Source organism: Mycobacterium pseudokansasii (assembly GCF_900566075.1).
Lineage (GTDB): Bacteria > Actinomycetota > Actinomycetes > Mycobacteriales > Mycobacteriaceae > Mycobacterium > Mycobacterium pseudokansasii.
Genome location: NZ_UPHU01000001.1, coordinates 3444889 through 3468630, shown reverse-complemented (window position 1 = coordinate 3468630; position 23742 = coordinate 3444889). Strand labels below are relative to the sequence as shown.

At 67.6% G+C, this 23742-nt stretch carries 9 protein-coding genes and 1 pseudogene; 6 read left to right on the top strand and 4 right to left on the bottom strand.

The features are described from left to right. Window positions 1-349 precede the first annotated feature (349 nt). From EET10_RS15775 to EET10_RS15760, 4 genes and pseudogenes are all read left to right on the top strand, one after another. On the top strand, window positions 350-12796 hold the full coding sequence (locus EET10_RS15775; RefSeq protein WP_122502290.1) for a type I polyketide synthase: 12447 nt from the start codon (window positions 350-352) through the stop codon (window positions 12794-12796). Between the two features lie 43 nt (window positions 12797-12839). Continuing rightward, complete coding sequence (locus tag EET10_RS15770) at window positions 12840-15464, top strand: sugar epimerase family protein (RefSeq protein ID WP_122502289.1); 2625 nt, start codon at window positions 12840-12842, stop codon at window positions 15462-15464. A gap of 74 nt (window positions 15465-15538) precedes the next feature. Next, entirely contained in the window at window positions 15539-16894 is a 1356-nt protein-coding gene (locus tag EET10_RS15765) for an HNH endonuclease signature motif containing protein (protein ID WP_063466455.1), read from the top strand. A gap of 108 nt (window positions 16895-17002) precedes the next feature. Beyond that, a pseudogene (locus EET10_RS15760) lies at window positions 17003-17930 on the top strand (IS5 family transposase). On the opposite strand, the gene merB reads toward EET10_RS15760, so the two are convergent. From merB to EET10_RS15740, 4 genes are all read right to left on the bottom strand, one after another. Further along, entirely contained in the window at window positions 17927-18586 is a 660-nt protein-coding gene (gene merB / locus EET10_RS15755; RefSeq protein ID WP_063466456.1) for an alkylmercury lyase family protein, read from the bottom strand. The pseudogene EET10_RS15760 and the gene merB sit on opposite strands and share 4 nt — an antisense overlap. Further along, window positions 18586-18858: a hypothetical protein gene (locus EET10_RS15750; protein WP_036405531.1), complete on the bottom strand. Its 273-nt coding sequence runs from the start codon at window positions 18856-18858 to the stop codon at window positions 18586-18588. Before EET10_RS15750 ends, merB begins: the two co-directional genes overlap by 1 nt. 6 nt (window positions 18859-18864) lie before the next feature. Then, complete coding sequence (locus tag EET10_RS15745; protein WP_036405443.1) at window positions 18865-19284, bottom strand: MerR family transcriptional regulator; 420 nt, start codon at window positions 19282-19284, stop codon at window positions 18865-18867. 181 nt (window positions 19285-19465) lie between these two features. Continuing rightward, window positions 19466-20167 (bottom strand): hypothetical protein, encoded by a 702-nt coding sequence (locus EET10_RS15740; RefSeq protein ID WP_063466457.1) that lies wholly within the window; start codon window positions 20165-20167, stop codon window positions 19466-19468. Between the two features lie 78 nt (window positions 20168-20245). Between EET10_RS15740 and EET10_RS15735 the strand changes: the two genes are divergently transcribed. Both EET10_RS15735 and EET10_RS15730 read left to right on the top strand, forming a co-directional pair. Then, window positions 20246-21751, top strand: coding sequence for a carboxylesterase/lipase family protein (locus EET10_RS15735; protein WP_036405440.1), 1506 nt, complete (start codon window positions 20246-20248; stop codon window positions 21749-21751). Window positions 21752-21756: 5 nt separating this feature from the next. Continuing rightward, window positions 21757-23742, top strand: a complete 1986-nt coding sequence (locus EET10_RS15730; protein ID WP_122502805.1) for a DUF7064 domain-containing protein — start codon at window positions 21757-21759, stop codon at window positions 23740-23742.

The following is a 23742-nucleotide window of genomic DNA, read 5'->3' as shown; positions in this document are numbered from 1 at the left end:
GTTAGGGCACCGGCGAACCGGGTAAAGTCGCGCCATGGACGGCGGGCTCGGTGTACCCAGGTATGCAAGCGGCCGCGGTTGCTCGCCCAGAATGGCTTCCAAGGCTTCCAGGGCACCCGGCCCGCCCGCGCATACCTGGGAGTATCGGACGTTTTGAAATCCTGCCGCAGTTGGCGATACTCACCAGCGACATTCTTCGGTCGGAACGCAGCACGACGCCGGTCGAAAAAGCGACGCTGGTCGGCGAAACGGCGAGGCCGATTCGTGCAACGACTTCCGTGATTCGGCGATAATGCCGCACCCGGTCGGCGACGACCAGGGGTGAGGCGAGGGTTAGGCGAGGTTAGTAATGGTTGATCAACTCCAGCATGCAACCGAAGCACTGCGGAAAGCGTTGGTCCAGGTTGAACGCCTGAAGCGGACCAACCGCGCGTTGCTGGAGCGGTCGAGCGAGCCGATCGCGATCGTCGGGATGTCGTGCCGCTTCCCCGGCGGGGTCGACACCCCGGAGGCCCTGTGGCAGATGGTCGCCGACGGCCGCGACGTGATGTCCGAGTTCCCCACGGACCGCGGCTGGGACCTGGCCGGCCTGTTCGACCCGGATCCCGACACACCCCATAAGTCGTATGCGAGCACCGGCGGCTTCGTCGACGGCGTCGCCGATTTCGATCCGGCGTTTTTCGGCATTGCCCCCAGCGAAGCGCTGGCGATGGACCCGCAGCACCGGATGCTGCTGGAGCTGTCGTGGGAGGCGCTGGAGCGAGCCGGGATCGATCCGACCCGGTTGCGCGGCAGTGCCACCGGCGTCTTCGCCGGGCTCATCGTCCAGGGCTACGGCATGTTCGCCGAGGAGATCGAGGGCTACCGGTTGACCGGCATGACCTCCAGCGTCGCCTCCGGCCGGGTGTCGTATGTGCTGGGGTTGGAGGGCCCGGCGGTGTCGGTGGATACGGCGTGTTCGTCGTCGTTGGTGGCGTTGCATATGGCGGTGCAGTCGCTGCGTTCGGGTGAGTGTGACCTGGCGCTGGCCGGCGGCGCCACCGTCAACGCCACCCCGACGGTCTTCGTGGAATTCAGCCGGCACCGGGGGCTGGCGCCGGACGGGCGCTGCAAGGCCTACGCGGGCGCGGCCGACGGCGTCGGCTGGTCCGAGGGCGGCGCCATCTTGGTGGTGGAGCGGCTCTCGGATGCGCGGCGGTTGGGGCATCCGGTGCTGGCGGTGGTGCGTGGTTGTGCGGTGAATCAGGATGGGGCGTCGAATGGGTTGACCGCGCCCAATGGTCCGTCGCAGCAGCGGGTGGTGCGGGCGGCGTTGGCTAATGCGGGGTTGTCTGCGGCGGATGTGGATGTGGTCGAGGGTCATGGGACCGGGACCACGTTGGGGGATCCGATTGAGGCGCAGGCGTTGTTGGCGACCTATGGGCAGGGGCGTGGTGAGCCGCTGTGGTTGGGGTCGATCAAGTCGAATATGGGTCACACGCAGGCCGCGGCGGGGGTTGCCGGGGTGATCAAGATGGTGTTGGCGATGCGCCATGAGGTGTTGCCGGCGACGTTGCATGTCGATGAGCCGTCTCCGCATGTGGATTGGTCGGCGGGGGCGGTGTCGTTGTTGACCGAGGCGCGGTCGTGGTCGGCTGATGGGCATGTCAGGCGGGCGGGGGTGTCGTCGTTCGGGATCAGTGGCACCAATGCGCATGTGATTATCGAGGCGGTGCCGGCTCAGCAGTCCCGGGAGGTCGGGCCGCGGCCGGTGGTGGTGCCGTGGGTGGTGTCGGCGAAGTCGGATGCGGCGTTGGGTGCGCAGGCGGCGCGGTTGGCCGGGTATCTGCGGGCCCATGACGGGCTGGATGTGGCCGATGTGGGGTGGACGTTGGCGGGGCGCTCGACGTTTGAGCATCGCGCGGTGGTGGTCGGCGGGGATCGGGACCGGTTGCTGGCCGGGCTGGACGAGCTGGCCGGCGGGGAGGCGGTGTCGGTGGTTCGGGGCACCGCGGTGCCGGCGGGCAAGACGGTGTTCGTCTTCCCCGGCCAAGGCTCCCAGTGGGTCGGCATGGGCATCGAATTGCTTGACACTGCACCGGTATTCGCACAGCAGATTGCGGAGTGCGACGAGGCGTTCGCCGAATTCGTCGACTGGTCGCTGACCGACGTGCTGCGCGGTGCTCCGGGCGCCCCCGGCCTCGACCGGGTGGACGTGGTGCAGCCGGTGCTGTTTGCGGTGATGGTGTCACTTGCTGAGTTGTGGAAGTCGATCGGCGTGCGTCCGGACGCCGTGATCGGTCATTCCCAGGGCGAAATCGCCGCCGCGTATGTTGCCGGCGCGTTGTCGCTGCGCGACGCCGCCAAGGTGGTCACACTGCGCAGCACGTTGCTGACCGGGCTCGCCGGTCCGGGCGGCATGGTGTTACTGGCGTGCGGCGTCGAACAGGCGCAGGAGTTGTTGGCGCCCTTCGGAACTCGAATCAGCATCGCAGCGGTCAACGGCCGCTCGGCTGTCGTGGTGTCGGGTGAGGTGGCTGCGCTGGAGGAGCTGATCGAGGTTTGCGCGGACCGTGAGCTGCGCACCCGTCGGATCGAGGTGGACTATGCCTCGCACTCGGCGGATGTCGAAGCCATCCGGGACCAGCTCACCGACGCCCTTGCGGGTCTCGAGCCGCGTTCCTCGCGGACCGTCTTCTTCTCGTCGGTGACCGGAAGCCGGGTGGACACAGCAGGTTTGGACGCCGACTACTGGTACCGCAATATCCGCCAGACCGTGCAGTTCGACCAGGCGGTGCGCAGCGCATGCGAACACGGGTACCGGACATTCATCGAGTCCAGCCCGCACCCTGCGCTGATCGCCGGTATCGAGGACACCGCCAACCACTGCATGGCTGACTCCGAACCCGTCGTCGTCCCCACCCTCGGCCGCGAGGACGGCGGGCTCGACAGGTTCCTGTTGTCGGCCGCCTCCGCCTTCGTCGCGGGTGTGCATGTGGATTGGCGTGGCGTACTTGACGGGGCCGGTTTCGTCGAGCTGCCGACGTATGCCTTTGAGAAGCGCCGGTTTTGGCTCTCGGGCGAGGGCATGGGGGCCGACGCATCCGGTTTGGGATTGACAGCGGGTCAACACGCATTGCTGGGCGCCGTGGTGGAACTGCCGGCATCTGGTGGTGTGGTTTTGACGGGCCGGTTGTCCGTCAGCTCCCAGGCCTGGTTGGCCGATCATGCCGTGTCGGGCGCCGTGGTGTTCCCCGGCACCGGTGTCGTCGAATTGGCGATCCGCGCCGGCGACGAAGTCGGTTGCCCCGTGGTCGACGAGCTCACCCTGCGGACGCCGTTGCTGCTTCCGGCTTCAGGATCGGTCGCTGTGCAGGTGGTGGTCGGCGCCGCAGCGGAGTCTTCCGAGCGCAGCGTCTCCGTCTATTCGCGCGCCGACGTCGACGCCGGTTCGGTGTGGGTGTGCCACGCCGAGGGGACGTTGCGTACTGGGACCGTCGAGCCCGCGGCCGACCTGTCGGTGTGGCCGCCCGCAGGTGCCGCCGCCGTGGATGTGTCCGACGGCTATCAGCGGCTGGCGGAATACGGCTACGGGTATGGTCCGGCGTTTCGCGGGTTGACCGCGATGTGGGCCCGCGGTGACGAGCTGTTCGCCGAGGTGAGGTTGCCGGAGGCGGCCGGCGGCGTGGCCGGGTTCGGGGTGCACCCCGCGCTACTGGACGCGGCGTTGCACACCGCGGTGATAGCGAATCCAGAGGCCGAGCTGGTTCTGCCGTTCTCCTGGCAAGGGGTTTCGTTGCACGCCACCGGGGCAGCGGCGGTGCGGGTACGGATCGCGCCGGCCGGACCGTCGGCGGTGTCGGTCGAGCTTGCCGACGACCTCGGCTTGCCGGTGCTGTCGGTCGCCGCGATGGTGGCCCGACCGGTCAGCGAGCAGCAACTGCGGGCCGTGTTGTCCGGCGCGGGTGCCGACCGACTATTCGAGGTCGTCTGGTCACCGGCGACCGCCGCGAGCGCCGATGCACCCGCGTGCTACGACGTCTTCGAATGTGTTGTCGCTGTTGACGATCCGGTGGCCGCGACCCACGAAAGCGCCGGCCGGGCGCTGGCAGCCGTGCAATCGTGGCTGGCCGATCATGACTCCGGAGTGCTGGTGGTCGCCACCCGGGGTGCCGTGGCGCTGCCGGGTGAGGACGTCACCGACCTGGCGGGGGCCGCGGTGTGGGGATTGGTGCGGTCGGCGCAAACCGAAAACCCCGGTCGGCTGGTCCTGGTGGATTCCGATGTGCCGCTTGGTGATTCGGCGGTAACAACAGCATTGGCGGTCGGCGAACCGCAGGTGCTGCTGCGCAACGGACAGGCCTACACCCCGCGGGTGCACGCCAGCCGCGACGTTGACGGCATCCTGGTGCCGCCGTCCGGCGGGCCGTGGCGGCTGGGTCTGAGCAGTGCGGGCACGTTCGAGAACCTGCGGCTGGAGCCGGTTCCCAACGCCGGCGCGCCGTTGGGCCCGGGCCAGGTTCGGGTGGCCCTGCGCGCCATCGCCGCCAACTTCCGCGACATCATGATCACCCTGGGCATGTTCACCCACGATGCCTTGATCGGCGGCGAGGGCGCCGGCGTCGTCGTCGAGGTCGGCCCGGGAGCGACCGAATTCGCCGTCGGCGACTCGGTGTACGGTTTCTTCCCCGACGGCAGCGGCACGCTGGTGGCCGGCGACGTGCGGCTATTGCTGCCGATGCCCGCCGACTGGTCATACGCCGAAGCCGCCGCCATCTCGGCCGTCTTCACCACCGCGTACTACGCCTTCGTCCACCTGGCCGACGTCCAACCGGGTCAGCGGGTGCTCGTGCACGCCGCCACCGGCGGGGTCGGCATGGCGGCCGTACAGCTGGCCCGGCATCTGGGTCTGGAGGTGTACGCCACCGCCAGCAAGGGCAAGTGGGACACCTTGCGCGCCATGGGCTTTGACGACGACCACATCTCCGACTCGCGCAGCCTGGAATTCGAGGACAAATTCCGCGCGGTCACCGGCGGCCGCGGCATGGATGTCGTATTGGACTCGCTGGCCGGTGAATTCGTCGACGCGTCGCTGCGCCTGCTGGGGCCCGGCGGGGTGTTCCTCGAGATGGGCAAGACCGACATCCGCGACCCCGGCGTGATCGCGCAGGAATATCCGGGCGTGCGCTACCGCGCCTTCGACCTCTTCGAGCCCGGCCGTCCCCGCATGCACCAGTACCTGCTCGAACTGGCCGCATTGTTCGACGCCGGGGTGCTGCGGCCGTTGCCGGTGACGACGTTCGATATCCGGCGGGCGCCGGCGGCCTTGCGGTACCTCAGTCAGGCGCGCCATACCGGCAAGGTCGTCATGACCATGCCGGACGCGTGGGCTGCCGGCACCGTCGTGATCACCGGCGGAACCGGCATGGCGGGCTCGGTCTTGGCGCGTCACATAGTGACTCGCCATGGGGTCCGTCATCTGGTGTTGCTCAGCCGGCGCGGTGCCGATGCCCCCGGGGCCGCGGAGTTGGTCACCGAGTTGGCTGCCGCCGGCGCGCAGGTGGAGGTGGTGGCACGTGATGCCGCCGATCGTGCCGCGCTGGCCGAGGTGATCGCCGACATCCCGGCGCAGCACCCGTTGTCCGCCGTGATCCATGCGGCCGGTGTGCTTGACGACGCGGTGATTACGTCGTTGACACCGGCGCGCCTCGATGCCGTACTGCGGGCCAAGGTCGATGCGGCGTGGAATTTACACGAGCTGACCCGCGACCTGGATGTGGCTGCGTTCGTGATGTTTTCGTCGATGGCCGGGCTGGTGGGGTCGTCGGGTCAGGCCAACTATGCGGCGGCCAACACCTTCCTGGACGGGTTGGCCGCGCACCGGCGGGCCCACGGCTTGCCGGCGATGTCGCTGGGGTGGGGCCTGTGGGAGCAGACCAGCGACATGACCGGCGGACTGGGCGCCGCTGACCGTGCCCGGCTGGGTCGCGAAGGTGTGCTGGCGCTGTCCTCGGATGAGGCGATGGAATTGTTCGACACCGCGCTGATCGTCGACCAGCCGTTACTGGCGCTCGCCCGTATCGACCTGAGCGCGCTGCGGGCCCACGCGGTGGCGGTGCCGCCGATGTTGAGCGATCTGGTCAACGCGCCGACCAGACGCCAGGTCGACGACGCGCTGGCTGCCGCCAAGTCGAAATCGGCGCTGGCGCATCGCCTGCACGGCCTGCCCGAAGCCGAACAGCACGCCGTGGTGCTGGATTTGGTGCGGTCCCACATCGCCACGGTCCTGGGCAACATCGCACCCGAGGCCGTCGATGCCGACAAGGCGTTCCAGGAATTGGGCTTCGACTCACTGACCGCGGTCGAAATGCGCAACCGGCTCAAATCTGCTACCGGCCTTACCCTTTCACCCACGCTCATCTTCGACTACCCGACCCCCAACGGCCTGGCCGGCTACATTCGCAGCGAACTTGCCGGTGTTCCGCAGGAGATCAAGCACGTATCGGCGGTGCGCGCAGCGGGTGACGACCCGATTGCCATCGTGGGCATGGCATGTCGTTACCCCGGTGGGATCGAGTCACCAGATGACCTGTGGGACATGCTGGTTCAGGGCCGTGACGTGCTGTCCGAATTCCCCGACGACCGGGGCTGGGACGTCGCAGGGCTGTTCAACCCGGATCCTGACACGCCCGGCGCCTGCTACACCCGCACCGGCGGTTTCGTGGAGCGGGTCGGCGACTTCGATCCGGCGTTTTTCGGCGTCGGCCCCAGTGAGGCCCTGGCGATGGACCCGCAGCAACGCATGTTCCTGGAGTTGTCCTGGGAAGCCTTGGAGCGAGCCGGAATCGAGCCCGGCAGCCTGCGCGGTAGCGCCACCGGCGTCTTCGCCGGAGTCATGACCCAGGGCTATGGCATGTTCGCGGCCGAACCGGTGGAAGGCTTCCGGCTGACCGGCCAGCTGTCGAGTGTGGCCTCCGGCCGGGTGGCCTATGTGCTGGGGTTGGAGGGCCCGGCGGTGTCGGTGGATACGGCGTGTTCGTCGTCGTTGGTGGCGTTGCATATGGCGGTGCAGTCGCTGCGTTCGGGTGAGTGTGACCTGGCGCTGGCCGGCGGGGTGACCATCAACGCCACGCCCGACATCTTCGTGGAATTCAGTCGCTGGCGCGGATTGTCACCGGACGGGCGCTGCAAAGCATTCGCCGGCGCGGCCGACGGCACCGGCTTCTCCGAGGGCGGGGGAATGTTGGTGGTGGAGCGGCTCTCGGATGCGCGGCGGTTGGGGCATCCGGTGCTGGCGGTGGTGCGTGGTTGTGCGGTGAATCAGGATGGGGCGTCGAATGGGTTGACCGCGCCCAATGGTCCGTCGCAGCAGCGGGTGGTGCGGGCGGCGTTGGCTAATGCGGGGTTGTCTGCGGCGGATGTGGATGTGGTCGAGGGTCATGGGACCGGGACCACGTTGGGGGATCCGATTGAGGCGCAGGCGTTGTTGGCGACCTATGGGCAGGGGCGTGGTGAGCCGCTGTGGTTGGGGTCGATCAAGTCGAATATGGGTCACACGCAGGCCGCGGCGGGGGTTGCCGGGGTGATCAAGATGGTGTTGGCGATGCGCCATGAGGTGTTGCCGGCGACGTTGCATGTCGATGAGCCGTCTCCGCATGTGGATTGGTCGGCGGGGGCGGTGTCGTTGTTGACCGAGGCGCGGTCGTGGTCGGCTGATGGGCATGTCAGGCGGGCGGGGGTGTCGTCGTTCGGGATCAGTGGCACCAATGCGCATGTGATTATCGAGGCGGTGCCGGCTCAGCAGTCCCGGGAGGTCGGGCCGCGGCCGGTGGTGGTGCCGTGGGTGGTGTCGGCGAAGTCGGATGCGGCGTTGGGTGCGCAGGCGGCGCGGTTGGCCGGGTATCTGCGGGCCCATGACGGGCTGGATGTGGCCGATGTGGGGTGGACGTTGGCGGGGCGCTCGACGTTTGAGCATCGCGCGGTGGTGGTCGGCGGGGATCGGGACCGGTTGCTGGCCGGGCTGGACGAGCTGGCCGGCGGGGAGGCGGTGTCGGTGGTTCGGGGCACCGCGGTGCCGGCGGGCAAGACGGTGTTCGTCTTCCCCGGCCAAGGCTCCCAATTACTGGGCATGGGAATGGGATTGCATGCCGGATATCCGGTGTTCGCCGAGGCGTTCAACACCGTCGTCGCCGAACTGGACCGTCACCTGCTGCGCCCGCTGCGCGAAGTCATCTGGGGCCACGACGAGAACCTCTTGAACACAACGGAGTTCGCGCAGCCGGCGCTGTTCGCGGTGGAAGTCGCGCTGTACCGGCTGCTGGAATCCTGGGAAATGCGCCCGGACTTCGTGATGGGCCACTCGGTCGGTGAAATCTCGGCGGCACACGTCGCCGGTGTCCTGTCGCTGGAAAACGCCGCGGTTCTGGTCGCCGCCCGCGGCCGGTTCATGCAGGCCCTGCCGCCCGGCGGAGCGATGGTCGCGGTGCAGGCCACCGAAGCAGAAGTTGCGCCGCTGCTGGGCGCTGACGTCAGCGTCGCCGCCGTCAACGGCCCTGCCTCCGTGGTGATTTCCGGCGCCGAAGATGCGGTACTCGCGGTCGCCGACCGGTTGCGCGCTGACGGCCGACGGGTACATCGCCTGGCCGTTTCGCACGCCTTCCACTCGCCGCTGATGGACCCGATGATCGACGAATTCGGCGCCGTGGCAAGCGGCCTGGCCATCGGACAACCTGCGATTCCGGTGATCTCCAATGTCACCGGTGCGCCGGCCGCCGACGACTTCGGCTCTCCGGCCTACTGGAAGCGTCACATTCGGGAAGCGGTCCGGTTCGCCGACAGCGTCCGATTCGCCCAATCGGCCGGTGCCACCCGCTTCTTCGAAGTCGGGCCGGGCAGCGGCCTCACCGCGTCGATCGAAGAATCGCTGCCCGGTACCGGGATCCTCACGATCTCCGCGCTGCGCAAGGATCGGCCCGAGCCGGCGACTTTGGTCAACGCCGTGGCTCAAGCGTTCGTCGCCGGTGTCAGCGTGGATTGGCGCACCGTGGTGGGGCAGGCGAACTTCGTCGAGTTGCCGACGTACGCGTTCCAGCGGCGGCGGTTCTGGCTGTCCGGTGACGGCGTTGCGGCCGACGCCACCGATCTGGGCCTAGAGGCCAGCGAGCATGCGCTGCTCGGCGCGGTGGTGGAGTTGCCGACCTCCGGCGGCGTCGTGCTGACCGGGCGGTTATCGCTGCGCGCGCAGGGCTGGTTGGCCGATCATGCCGTCGGCGGCGTGGTGATCTTCCCGGGAGCGGGCTTCGTCGAGTTGGCGATTCGTGCCGGCGACGAAGTGGGCTGCGGAGTGGTCGAGGAGTTGACCCTCGCCGCGCCATTGGTGTTGCCTGCCGGGACATCGGTTGCGGTTGAGGTGATTGTGGGCGGTGCGGACGAGTCCGGCGCTCGTGCGGTGTCGGTGTACTCCCGTGCGGAGGCCGGCGCCGGCTGGGTGTTGCATGCCGAGGGCATGCTGACGAACGGGTCCTTTGCTCCGACAACCGATTTGGCGACGTGGCCACCCGTGGGCGCGGTACCGGTGGAGGTCGCCGACGGGTACGAGCGGTTGGCCGAGCGCGGCTACGGCTACGGCCCGGCGTTCCGCGGGCTGACCGCGATGTGGCGACGCGGCGATGAAGTGTTCGCCGAGGTCGCCTTACCCGCCGACGCCGGGGTGTCGGTCGCGGGCTTCGGAGTTCATCCGGTGATGCTGGATGCGGCGTTGCACGCAGTAATTCTGGCCTCCGACGGCGCCGACGATTTCGGCGTTGCCGAGGGCTCGGTGCTCGTTCCGTTCTCCTGGCAAGGCGTGTCGCTGCATGCTGGCGGCGCGTCGGCGGTTCGGGCGCGCATCGCGCCGGTGGGGCCGTCCAGGGTGTCGATCGAGCTGGCCGACGGGCTCGGATTGCCGGTGCTGTCGGTCGCGTCGATGCTGGCGCGGCCCGTCACCGATCAGCAGCTACGAGCCGCGGTATCCGGGTCGGGTCCCGACCGGCTGTTCCAGGTGGACTGGTCGGCCCAGCCGTCGGCCGCCCTGCAACCGGTGCCCGTAGTGGCCTGGGGAACAACGGCGGACAGCGACTCGTCCACGGTGGTCTTCGAATCCGTGCCGGTGGCCGGTGACGCGGTGGCGGGTGTCTACACCGCCACGAATTCGGTGCTCGACGTGCTGCAGTCCTGGCTCGCCCGCGACGGCGCAGGGGTATTGGTGGTGACGACGCGCGGTGCTGTCGCGCTGCCCGGCGAAGACGTCACCGACCTGGCTGGCGCGGCGATCTGGGGCCTGGTGCGCTCGGCGCAGACGGAGCATCCCGGACGTATCGTGCTGGTCGATACCGATGCGGCCCTGGATGAATCGGCCCTTGCGGCGGTATTGGCCGCCGGCGAGCCGCAGGTGTTGTGGCGTGGTGGGCAGGTGTACATTGCCCGCGTCCACGGCAGCCGCACGGTCGGTGCTCTGTTGGTTCCCCCGGGCGACGGGCCGTGGCGGTTGGGCATGAGCGCGGCCGGCACGTTCGAAAACCTGCGGTTGGAGCCGATTCCCGACGCCGACGCTCCGCTGCAGTCCGGACACGTCCGGGTGCGGTTGTCGGCCATCGCAGCTAATTTCCGGGACGTCATGATCGCACTGGGGCTCTACCCCGACCCCGAGGCGGTGATGGGTGTCGAGGCGTCCGGTGTTGTCCTCGAAACCGGCTCAGACGATGGGGGTTTCACCGTCGGCGACCGAGTCATGGGCTTGTTCCCCGAAGGCACCGGGACGATCGCCACCACCGACCGCAGGCTGTTGGTCAAGGTCCCGGCGGGCTGGTCGCACACCGCGGCGGCCACCACGTCGGTGGTGTTCGCCACCGCCTATTACGCGCTGCGCGATTTGGCGTCCGTGCAGCCGGGGCAACGCATCCTGGTGCACGCCGCCACCGGCGGTGTCGGTATGGCGGCGGTACAGCTGGCCCGGCATTGGGGTCTCGAGGTATTCGCCACCGCCAGCAAGGGCAAGTGGGACACGTTGCGGGCCATGGGCTTTGACGACGACCACATCTCCGACTCGCGCAGCCTGGACTTCGAGGACAAGTTCCGCTCCGCTACCGGTGGGCGCGGCGTGGACGTGGTCTTGGACTCGCTGGCCGGTGATTTCGTGGATGCGTCGCTGCGTCTGGTGGCCCCGGGCGGAGCGTTTTTGGAGATGGGCAAGACCGACATCCGCGAACCCGAAGTGATCGCGCAGCGTTACCCGGGAGTGCGCTACCGAGCTTTCGACCTCTTCGAGGCCGGACCGGACCGCATTGCGCAGATTCTTGCCGAGCTGGCCGCGCTGTTCGACGACGAGGTGCTGCGGCCGTTGCCGGTCACGACGTTCGACGTGCGTCGCGCGCCGGCGGCGTTGCGGTACCTGAGCCAGGCACGCCACGTCGGCAAGGTGGTGATGACCATGCCGGACGCGTGGGCGGCCGGCACGGTGCTGATCACCGGCGGGACCGGCATGGCCGGCTCGGCGTTGGCACGCCACGTCGTGACTCGTCACGGGGTCCGTCAACTGGTCCTGGTCAGCCGGCGCGGCCCGGACGCACCCGGGGCCGAGGAATTGGTGGCCGAATTGGGTGCGGCCGGCGCACAGGTGCATGTGGTCGCTTGTGATGCCGCCGATCGGGCCGCGTTGGCAAAGGTGATTGCCGATATCCCGGTCCAGCACCCGCTGTCGGCCGTGATCCACACCGCCGGCGCGCTCGATGACGCCGTGGTGACCTCGCTGACACCGGAGCGGATGGAACCGGTGCTACGGGCCAAGGTCGACGCGGCGTGGAATCTGCACGAGCTGACCTGCGATCTGGATGTGTCGGCCTTCGTGATGTTTTCGTCGATGGCCGGGCTGGTGGGGTCGTCGGGTCAGGCCAACTACGCGGCCGCCAACTCGTTCCTGGACGGGCTGGCCGTCCACCGGCGGGCGCACGGACTGCCGGCAATCTCGCTGGGTTGGGGTCTGTGGAATCAGGCCAGTGTCATGACCGGCGGATTGGCGAGCGTCGACTTCAAGCGGTTCGCCCGCGACGGCATCGTGGCGATGTCCTCGGAGGAGGCACTGGGATTGCTCGACACCGCCATGATCGTCGACGAACCGTTCATGTTGCCCGCCCACATCGACTTTGCCGCGTTGCGGGTCAAGTTCGATAGCGGCACGCTGCCACCGATGTTCGTCGACCTGATCAACGCGCCGACGCGGCGCCAGGTCGACGACTCACTGGCCGCGGCCAAGTCGAAATCCGCGCTGCTGCAACGCCTGGATGGCTTGCCCGAAGACGAGCAGCACGCGGTCCTGCTGGACCTGGTGCGGTCTAACATCGCGACCGTGCTGGGTAATTCCAGCCCGGAAGCCATTGACCCGGACCGGGCGTTCCAGGAGTTGGGCTTCGATTCGCTGACCGCGGTCGAAATGCGCAACAGGCTCAAATCCGCGACCGGTCTGGCGCTTTCGCCCACGCTCATTTTCGATTACCCCAACTCCGCTGCGCTGGCCGGCTACATGCACCGCGAACTTCTGGGCTCGGCGCCGCAGCAGGCCCCGGTCACCGCCCCCGGTGAAGCCGAACTGCAGCGCGTGGTGGCGTCCATCCCGATCAAGCGCCTTCGACAGGCGGGAGTGCTGGACCTGCTGCTGGCCTTGGCCCAGGAAACCGAGGTGAACGGTCAGGCGGCAACGTCGGCAGCGACCACCGAAAAAGACATTGCCGACATGGACCTCGACGACCTGGTCAACGTCGCATTCATGGACGACGACGAATAGCCATGCGCGAACCGGCGACGATGCAGTGGGGGCGAACAGCTCGATGAAAGTCGCGATCACCGGGGCCGGCGGAGTACTCGGGCGGGGCCTTACCGCCAGATTGCTCAGCCAAGGCCACCAGGTTGTCGGTATCGCCCGCCATCGACCCGCGAGCTGGCCCAGCGCAGCCGATTTCGTTACAGCAGACATCCGGGATGCGGCCGCGGTCAGGCGCGCGATCACCGGCGCCGACGTCGTAGCGCACTGCGCATGGGCCAGGAGCCCCGGGCCCGACAGCCCCCTCAGCCACCAGGTCAATATCGACGGCACGCGCAACATCTTGGAAGCGATGAGCATGTCGGGAACCGCGCGCATCGTCTTCGCCAGCTCCGCCCACGTCTACCGGGCTGGGGAACCACCAGTCGCCGAGAACGCCGAAGTCGCACCGAGTTCCATGGAGGGCCGGCACAAAGCCTGGGTTGAGCAGATGCTGGCGGAGTCCGGAGCCCAATGGGTCGCCGTGCGTTCGGCACTGATAGTCGGCCGCAGCGTCGACAATTGGGTGCGGCGGGTGTGGGCCCTGCCGGCGTTCCCCGACTTGTCGGCCGATTCCGTCGTGCAGGTTGTCCACGTCGACGACGTGCTGCGCCTGCTGATCCGGGCCATCCTGGGTACCGACAGTGGTGCGGTGAACCTGGCCAATGCGGGTCAGCCGACTTTTCGCCAGATCGCCGCCGCACTGGGCCGCCCAGTTCTGCCGATTACCTCCGCAGTGCTGCAGCGTGTCCCATCCTTCGCCGAACTCGAACTGCTGCAAGGCGTTCCGACGATGGACACATCGCGGCTGCACGACGAGTGGGGATTCCGAGCGGCGTGGACGGCCGAGGAGGCCGTCCAAGATTTCGTCCTGGCGGTGCGGGGCCGGGTCTCCGTGGGCAGCCGGGTGTTCGCCCTGCCTTGGCGGCTGGCCACGATCCAGGACCTTCCGGCCCTCGACACCCCGGCCGAGGATGGAGTTGTTCCCAGACTGGCTGGGCCCGAAGGCGTTAACGGCGAGTTCGACACCCCGATCGATCCGCGGTTTCCGACGTTCCTGGCCACCAACTTATCCGAGGCGCTGCCCGGTCCGTTCTCGCCGTCGTCGGCGTCGGTCACCGTACGCGGACTGCGTGCCGGCGGGGTGGGCATTGCCGAACGGCTTCGGCCCGGTGGGGTGATCCAACGCGAAATCGCGATGCGCACGGTGGCGGTGTTCGCCCACAGACTGTACGGGGCCATCACCTCGGCATATTTCATGGCCGAGACCGTGCCGTTCGCCAAACCTGCGATGATCGTCAGCAACAGCGGATTCTTCGGTCCCAGCATGGCGGCGCTTCCCATCTTCGGGGAGGAGCGCCCGCCGTCGGAATCACGCCGCGGCCGCAGGCTGTTGCGCACCATCCGCAACATCGGGGTTTTCGGCGTCAACCTGGTCGGATTGAGCGCCGGCTCGCCGCGTGACACCAGCGACTATCTCGATGACGTCGACCGTCTGGAACATCTGACCCGCGACATTTCGCAGCTGGACGACCGCCGGCTGCTGAGCTTGATCTTGCTGGCACGGGACCACGTGGTTCACGGCTGGGTCTTGGCCTCGGGGTCATTCATGCTGTGTGCCGCCTTCAACGTGTTGTTGCGTGCTCTGTGCGGCCGAGACACCGCGCCGGCGGCCGGGCCGCAATTGGTCAGCGCGCGTCCGGTGGAAGCCGTGCAGCGGCTGGTGGCGGCGGCCGGGCGGGATCCCGCCGTGATGCGAGTGCTCGACGAGCCTGGGGAGCGCCTGGAAAAGCTGGCGGTGGCGGCGCCGCAGTTTCACGCCCTTGTGCGGCAAGAGCTTTCGCTGATCGGCCATCGCGGTCCTGCCGAGGTCGAAATGCTGTCAGCCAGCTACGCCGACAATCCGGAACTGCTGGTCCGGATGGTTGCCAAGGCATTGAGCGCCCCGCCCGCACCGGAGCCCCGGCATCCGGTAATCCCGTTGCGAGCCAAGGCCATTGCGCTGCTCGCGGCGCGTCAGCTACGGGATCGGGAAGTCCGCCGCGACAGGATGGTCCGCGCGATTTGGGTGCTGCGCGCTCTGCTGCGTGAGTATGGGCGCCGGCTGGTCGCGGCCGGTGTCGTGGAATCCCCCGACGACGTGTTCTATCTGCTGGTCGACGAGCTCGACGCGTTGCCCGATGATGTCACCGCGCTGGTGGCCCGGCGGCGGGCCGAACAACGCAGGCTGACCGCCGTCGTGCCGCCCACCGTGTTCAGCGGGAGCTGGGAACCATCGACCGGGTCGTCGGCCGCATTGGGAGCGGGGGACACGTTGCGTGGAGTCGGCGTTTGCGGTGGCCGGGTCCGCGGCCGGGTGCGGATCGTGCGTCCGGAAACCATCGACGACCTGCTGCCGGGCGAGATCCTGGTGGCCGAGGTCACCGATGTCGGCTATACCGCCGCCTTCTGTTACGCCGCGGCAGTGGTCACCGAACTCGGCGGCCCGATGTCCCACGCGGCCGTCGTGGCCCGTGAGTTCGGCTTCCCTTGTGTGGTCGACGTCCAGGGCGCGACGCGATTCCTGCAGCCCGGTGCGCTCATCGAGGTCGACGGCGCCACGGGGGAGATTCACGTGCTCGAGTTGGCTTCCGGGGGGTTGCCGAGCGACTGAAATCACCTGCGTCACAGTGGTTTCAGGCGTCCCAGTGCCGGAAGTTTGTCGGCGCCCTGAAGTAGCATTCGAACATGGGTTCGGATCGCGAGCCGGTGGTGGCGGTGCTCGACCGGCTCGACGATGCGATCGATGACTTGACTGAGTTGTCGTTTGAGGCGTTGACGACTCCGGAGCGGTTGCGCGTGCTCGAGAGGCTCGAACGGGCGGCGCGCCGGTTACCGGCAGCCCAGCATGCCCTGATCAACCAGATCGGTGAACAGGCCAGCGAGGAGGAGCTGGGCGGCAAACTGCCGGCGGCGTTGGCCGGCCGGTTGCGGATCACGCGGGCCGAGGCGGGCCGGCGGGTGGCGGAGGCTGCCGAGCTCGGTGCGCGCCGTGCATTGACCGGCGAGCCGTTGGCGCCGCAGCTCAGCGCCACCGCTGCCGCTCAGCGCGATGGCCATATCGGCGAGGGCCACGTCCGGGTGATCCGCGACTTCTTTCGTCACCTGCCCGCCGAGGTGGACTTCGCGACACGGGAGAAAGCCGAAGCTCATCTGGCCCGGCTGGCCACCCAGTTCGGACCCGAGCAACTGGCCAAGCTGGCTCAGCGGCTCATGGACTGCCTCAACCCGGACGGCAACTACACCGATGAGGACAGGGCGCGGCGGCGTGGGCTGACACTGGGCAGGCAAGGCCTTGACGGAATGTCGCGCCTTAGCGGCTGGTTGGCTCCGGAGGCGCGCGCGACGCTGGAGGCGGTGCTGGCCAAACTGGCCGCTCCGGGCATGTGCAATCCGCAGGACGAGAGTCCGGTGGTCGATGGCCCGCCTGCCGAAGAGGTGGCACGGCGCGACACCCGCAGCACCTCCCAGCGCAATCATGACGGTCTCAACGCTGCCTTGCGTGCGCTGTTGGCCAGCGGGAATCTGGGTCGGCACAACGGCTTACCGGCCAGCATCATCGTGTCCACCACGCTCAAAGACCTCGAATCGGCATCCGGTAAGGGACTGACCGGCGGTGGCAGCCTGTTGCCGATGTCAGATGTGATCCGTCTGGCCCGTCACGCGAATCATTACCTGGCGATCTTCGACGACGGCAAAGCCCTGGCGCTGTATCACAGTAAGCGCCTGGCGTCACCGGGACAGCGAATTGTCTTGTACGCGAAGGATCGTGGCTGCACGGCGCCGGGCTGTGACGTGCCCGGGTATCGCTGCGAGGTCCATCATGTGCGGGAGTGGGCCACCACCGGTCGCACCGACATCGACCAACTCACCCTGGCCTGCGGACCCGACCACAAACTTCTCGACAAGGGTTGGATCACGCGGAAACGTGCCAACGGCGACACCGAGTGGCTGCCGCCGCCGCATCTTGATTACGGGCAGCCACGAACCAGTAGTTTCCACCACCCAGAGAAGGTACTCACCGACGATGACGACGGGCTCTAGGGTGGGTTGCCTCGTTGGCCCCCGAAACCGGTCAGGCCGGTGGACTTGCCGCTGCCGGCTAGGGCGTGTCTCCCGAATTAATAGGTGTTGACCGGCGACGATTTGCTGATGACGCGGATGGGTGTGATTTCTGATGAGTTTTGGGTGGCTGTCGAATCGCTGATGCCATCGGATGAGGGCAAGCGGGGCGGCAGGTTCGGTGATCACCGGTTGATACTGGAAGGGATCGCATGGCGATTTCGCACTGGCAGCCCCTGGCGGGACCTGCTGGCCGATTTCGGGCCGTGGCAAACGGTGTGGAAGCGCCATCATCGATGGTCTTTGGACGGCACCTACGACGCGATGTTCGCTCAGGTTAGGGCGGTATTCGGGCTCGGCGCCGCGGTGGTCGCCGACGTCGAGAAGCTACTGTCGGTGGATTCGACAAACGTTCGGGCACATCAACATTGCGCGGGCGCACGGTCTGACACGCTGGCAAAAGGGGGCTCTGTCGAATTACAAGAAATCTGCCGATGAGCCCGACGATCATGCGATCGGCCGCTCGCGCGGCGGGCTCACTACGAAAATTCACGCTCTGACCGATCAGCGGCAAGCCCCGGTGGCGGTCCGCTTGACTGCCGGACAGGCCGGAGACAACCCTCAGTTGGTGCGGCTGCTCGACGACTACGCCGCAGCCGGCAAGGGAAAGGACGTGTCGGGCCGCAACTTCCGATTGCTCGCCGATAAGGCCTATTCACATCCGAGCACGCGTGCTGAATTGCGTTCCAGGAGAGTCAAACACACAATTCCTGAACGCAAAGACCAGATCGCTCGACGTAAGGCCAAAGGATCAGCAGGCGGTCGCCCGCCCGCATTCGACGCCGCCCTCTACGGGCTGCGCAACACCGTCGAGCGAGGCTTCAACCGGCTCAAGCAGTGGCGCGGCGTCGCAACCCGCTATGACAAATACGCCCTCACCTACCTCGGCGGCGTCCTACTGGCCTGCGCAGTCATCCATGCCCGCGTAGCGGCCACAGAATCGGGAGACACACCCTAGTCGGGCGAAGTGGTTTGGTCAGCTGCGAGCAGGGAGCCGAATACGCTGGCGGCGACGTCGATCGCGTCGGCCTGGCCGAGGATGGCACCACGAAGCTCGGGATGGCTGTCACGGTGTGCTTGCGCGTCCTGCGCGTTGGTGTGGAACGTAATCGACTCGCATGCAGTGTCGGCCAGGGTTCCGCAGCAATCGGTTCTGCTGATGACCACGACGGCGGACTCTGGTTGCCATATCCAGTCGCTACCGTGGCGTCGAATCTGTATCCGCGCTTGGCTGACGGGATCGGCGGAGTAGATGACGCCGTCGCTTCCGGTCATCAGCGGGATGCCCAGCGCGTCGATGGCGCACATCGCTGCGACCGGAGGGTGCCCGGTCAGGTGGACGGTATGCGTGGTGGGCCTACCCGAGAAGGGGTAGGCGACCTCGATGTGTCCGTCAGCCGCGGTGTGCACCAGGTCGTCGGATTCCAGTCGGTGCAACGCGTCGTCGAGCTCGACGCCCAGCGCATTGGCTGTCCTGCGTAAGTCGTCACGGTGACATCGGCCGTGATCGAGGAAGCAGCGCAGTACGGCTCGGTGTAGTTCCCGGATTGTCGGCGGGAGCTGCTGGGCGGCGGTGGCCGGCGACTCGGGTGCATTCGCGAACTGGTCGGGCATCAAGATTCCGTTGTCCTGGGCGCGTGGGCCCGCAGTGCGTCGAAAACCCGGGACGGCGTGGGCAAGTCGAGTCTGCACGAATTGCCGATAGGTGGTCCGGCCTCGGGACGCATCACGTCGACGCCGTCGACAAGCACCGTCGGCGAGGGATGGCTACCGACGCGGTCGATTATCGGCACGTCGATGCCCAACGAAGTCAGGCATTCGGTGATCGTCGCCTTGGCTGCGGCGGCATTGGGGCATCCCGGCGAGGTGAGCAGTTCAATCCGCATCATGGTTCAGTTCGCAGCGGATGACGTTGTGGTGGCCGCTATTTCGATATCTTGCAAGATCGGGCAATCACGCTTGGAACGGGGCCGATCGCAGGTATCCACTAGGCGGACCAGCGCATCACGCATGCCCTCGAGTTGTTCGATGCGCTGCTGCAGCTCGCCGATCCGACTGCGAGCCATCGCCCTCGCCTCGTCGCACGAGTCGGGACCACCCTTGGCCAGACGCAAGAGATCCTCGATGTCATCGAGAGTGAATCCAAGCTGCTGTGCACGCTTGACGAACCGCACGACCCGTACCGCCTCAGGCGTGTACGCCCGGTATCCCGAGCGGGTCCGCCGGGGTTCCGGGAGCAAACCGCGTCGCTCGTAGTAGCGCAGCGTTTGAACGTTGACCTGAGCCTGCGTGGCGACCTCGCTGGTTCTCACCGCTCAAGCATGAACCCTGTACCCAACTACCGAGTCAAGCCGACAACGACGCTCGCATGGCCATGGGCACCGGTCGCGCCGGCATCACCCGGCGACCGAGGGCGACTCGATCCGGATCCCTGAGTACCGCGGTCGTTGCGGTGTCGGCCCAGAACTGCTGCGAGCCACGGATATGCCGTAGTCAACAGCTGAAGGCCGTACCCACTCCATCCGGGGGCGGCACCGACCGCAGGCAACCAAACGGCTCGACGCCGCCGGCGCTGAGCCGCACCGCGGACTGGTGGGCGTAGTTCACGCAGAACAGCCCGGCTTGATCGGCACGACAGCGGTAATCGCCGAACGACAATGAGTCCCCGTTCGCCAACTCGGGTCCGTTGCCGTTGACGAACGGACCCGGATCGCCACGGGCAGCTCCGACCTGCGCTGTCGTCCCTTCGAAGTCGACCCAGCCGGGTTTCCATTCGCCGTAGGCGGTAGCCGGAGGGGGCGGAGGATTGGACAGGCTGACCAGACAGATCAGCGCGCTGCCAGTGTGCTTGGAGTCGGTCAGACACGACGCTTTGCCGGACTGGGCGGCAAACGCGATGTCGTCGCCCAGGTCGGTGGTGACACCGTCGCGGCTCACGCTGTGATAGTGCGCGGGGTCGGCGGGTCGGCCTGCTGCTATCCAGGCGACTACAGCCGAGATCGGGGCACCGGCCGCCGGTGCCGACGACGCGGCCGACGGTGGCGCCGTCCCGGCTGTCGGTGTGCTCGTCAGCGACGACGCCGACGACCCCGCCGGCGTCGGCGTGCTGGTCGGCGACTGCTCCGGGCGGCTGCCGATGTCGTGCGAGCACCCGGCAACCAGCAATGGCACTGCGACCAGCACGGCGATCCGCATCGATTCAGGCTAGCGGCCTCGGCGTGGCTAAAGGTGCTGCCCATCGGGTGTGCCCCGAGAATCCGCTAACGTCGGGTTATGCACGAGCGCACCGTCCGCGCACGAACAGCCACCGGCATCGTCGAAGGCTTCACCCGCGACGGCGTGCACCGCTGGCGATCCATCCCCTACGCCAGGCCGCCGGTGGGGCCGTTGCGATTCCGGGCGCCGCAGCCGGCGCAGCCCTGGTCCGGTGTACGGCACTGCCACGGGTTCACCAACTGCGCGCCCCAGCAACGTCGCTACACGATGCTCGGCGTGGGCAGGTATCAGCCGATGAGCGAGGACTGCCTGACCCTCAACGTCGTCACACCCGAAGCCCCCGTGTCCGAACCGCTACCCGTCATGGTGTTCATCCATGGCGGCGGCTACATCCTGGGCAGCTCGGCCACCCCGATATACGACGGCGCCGCGCTGGCCAGGCGCGGCTGCGTCTACGTGTCGGTCAACTACCGGTTGGGTGCGCTGGGCTGTCTGGACCTGTCGTCGCTGTCGACAGCCGACACCACCTTCGACGGCAACTTGTACCTGCGCGACTTGGTGCTGGCGTTGCAGTGGGTCCGCGACAACATCGCCCAATTCGGTGGTGACCCCGACAACGTCACCATTTTCGGGGAAAGCGCCGGCGCTCACATCACCGCTACATTGCTGGCCGTGCCGGCCGCGAAAGAACTTTTTGCACAGGCGATTTCGGAAAGTCCGGCGGCGGGAATGGTGCGTCCCCGCGAGACGGCCGCCGAGTTCGCGGCACGCTTTGCCGATCTGCTGGGCGCCCGCCCGCGCGATGCCGCCAGCGCGCTCATGCGGGCGACCCCGGCTCAACTGGTGCAAGCCCAGCACCGCCTGATCGAGCAAGGCATGCAGAACCGGTTGGGCGCCTTCCCCATTGGGCCCACCTTCGGCGACGACTGCCTGCCCTTCGAACCCGTCGAGGCGATGCGGTCCGGGCAATCCCACCAGGTGCCATTGATCGTGGGCACCAACGCCGAAGAGGGTCGGTTGTTCACCCGCTTCCTCAAGATGCTGCCGACCAACAAGGCGATGATCGACGAACTGCTGGCCGACACGGAACCGGCTACCCGGGAACGCATTACCGCGGCCTACCCGGATTACCCCAAGCCGTCGGCATGCATTCAACTCGGCGGGGATTTCGCGTTCAACGCGGCCGCCTGGCAGATCGCCGAGGCGCACGGCGCGCATGCCCCTACCTATCTCTACCGCTACGACTACGCCCCGCGGACCCTGCGCTGGTCCGGTTTCGGTGCCACGCACGCGACCGAACTGCTCGCCGTCTTCGACATCTACCGGACCACGTTCGGCGCACTGCTGACCGCTGCCGCCGACCGGAGACATGCGCTGCGGGTCAGCGACGAAGTCATAAGCCGCTGGCGGTCTTTCAGCCAGACCGGTGTGCCGGGCGACGACTGGCCGGCCTATACGCACACCGAGCGAGCCGTGCTGGTGATCGACCGCAAGTGTCGCGTCGAGTTCGATCCGCACCAGCACCGCCGGCTGGTCTGGGACGGCTTTTCGCTGGTGCGGTGAACGAGATGGATCCCGACAACGAGCGCGTCATCGAAAGACCGGACGATCTCACCGCGTCGTGGCTGACGGCGGCGATCGGTGCCGGCACCGTCACCGATTTCACCGTCGAGCGTATCGGTACCGGCCAGATGAGCGAGTGCTACCGCGTCGTGCCGACGTATGCAGCGGCTGCCGGCCCGCAGTCGGTGGTGCTGAAGGTCGCGGCCACCGATCCGATGAGCCGGCAAACCGGCCAGACGCTGGGCCTCTACCAGCGTGAGGTCCGGTTCTACCGCGACATCGCGCCACGCCTCGACGGGCCGGTCGCCCCCTGTTATCACGCGGCGGTCGACGCCTCGACCGGCGCGTTCGACCTGCTGCTCGGTGACGCCGGGCCCGCTGTCGTCGGCGACGAGATCGTTGGCGCCACAACGCAACAAGCTCGGCTGGCGGTCAGGGAGCTGGGACGGCTGCACGGGCCGCTGCTCGGTGACGCGGCGCTGGCCGAAGCGCCGTGGCTGCACCGTGACGCCCCATTGAACCAAGCGATGATCGCTTCGCTGTACGCCGCCTTCGTCGAGCGCTATGGCGACCAGATCACTGCCGACTGCCGTGCAGTCTGTGACCGGCTGGTGGCCGCGTTCGACGGCTACCAGGAGGCTGTCCGAGGCGGAATCCAGGGGCTCGTCCACGGCGACTACCGCTTGGACAACCTGCTTTTCGGGGCAGCCGGAGCCGACCGGGCGTTGACCGTGGTCGACTGGCAGACGGTCTCCTGGGGTCCGGCGATGACCGATCTGGCGTACTTCCTGGGCTGTGCGCTGCCGACGCAAGATCGCCGGACACACTACGACGACCTGCTGCGGACCTATCACCAGGCGCTGGGGTCCGAACCGCCGATCGGCCTGGCCGAGGTCGCCGAAGGTGTCCGCGGGCAAAGCTTTTTCGGCGTCATGATGGCGATCGTCTCGTCGATGCTGGTGGAGCGCACCGAGCGGGGCGACCGGCTGTTCATGACGATGCTGCAGCGCCATTGCGACCACGTGCTGGACACCGACGCCCTGGCGACACTGCCGGCCGCTGCGCGACCGGAGCCGCTGCGGCCGTCGGACGACGACGAACTGGCCCACGCACCGACCGACGAACCACTGTGGAGTGAGAGCTGGTACGCCGACTTCGTCGACGCGCCACAGGGATTGGGCGGCTGGTTCCGTCTGGGCCGGATAGCGAATCAGCAGACCGCGTGGGTGCACGCGCTGCTGTGCGGGCCCGGCGTACCGACCGTGGCCGTCGTCGATGTCGACGTTCCGCTGCCCGACGACCCGTGGGCGGTGCGCACCGAGGCCATCGAGCTGGGTCACGTCGTCAGCGCACCGCTGCAGACCTATCGTGTCGACCTGCGGGCGCGCGGGCACGCATACGCCGACCCCGCGGAGTTGTTGCGCGGTGAGCCCGGAGATCCGGTCGAGGTAACCATGCACCTCGTCTGGACCACCGACGGCAGCCCCTACCAATATCGCGTGACGTCACGCTACGAAATCCCTTGCACCGTTTCGGGTTCCGTTACCGTCGACGGGACCGACTACCGTTTCGACTCCGTTCCCGGACAACGCGACCACTCCTGGGGCGTGCGCGATTGGTGGAGCATGGACTGGATGTGGAGTGCCGTGCACCTCGATGACGGCACCCACCTGCATGGCGTCCGGATCCAAATCCCGGGCGCACCGGCCTTCAGTGTCGGCTACGTTCAAGATGCTGACGGGCAGCTCACCGAGCTGCAGACGGTGAGCATCCAGGATAGGTTCGGCCCCAACGGTTTACCGCTGCACGCGACCCTGACCTTCGATCCCGGTGAGCTCACCGCGGACGTCGAGGTACGCGCGCACGCGCCGGTGCGGCTGTTGGCCGTCGACGGGCGGGTCAGCCAATTCCCGCGCGCCTGGGTCGCCGGCAGTACCGCCGACGGCCGCAGCGGCGTCGGCTGGCTGGAATGGAATCGCAACCAGCCGTGA